The organism is Paraburkholderia sp. SIMBA_030 (assembly GCF_046535245.1).
Lineage (GTDB): Bacteria > Pseudomonadota > Gammaproteobacteria > Burkholderiales > Burkholderiaceae > Paraburkholderia.
The window spans coordinates 1-275 of sequence record NZ_JAWRXB010000417.1 but is presented as its reverse complement, the minus strand read 5'-3'; the positions used below and the strand labels follow the sequence as shown (position 1 = coordinate 275).

Annotated in this window: 1 protein-coding gene; it reads left to right on the top strand. The window is 61.8% G+C overall.

Annotated elements, in window-relative coordinates:
- Positions 1-73: 73 nt before the first annotated feature.
- Positions 74-275, top strand: a 202-nt coding sequence (locus tag SB772_RS40595; RefSeq protein WP_410838598.1) for a hypothetical protein, incomplete at its 3' end; no start/stop codon positions are given.

Here is a 275-nt window from a genome sequence, read left to right as displayed (position 1 = left end):
CATTTACTTTCAGGACCAACCAATGCCTGCTCAGCCAGCGCATCATTTTCCCTCCTCCGCTCCGGCCCCTGCGATGACCGCAGTCCGAGTCGACGACGAGGACGCCCACTTCCGAGGCTCCACAAAAAACCAAAGCATTCCGCGCCTCAGCAAGCGCTACCTCCATTGCGGGGTAGCCATGCACACGGGGACCGGGAAGCGAAGCATGCTCATGACCGGCCTCGACGACCGCAGGGTGGATCCTGACCTTGAGGCCTACCTGACCACCCGCGTAC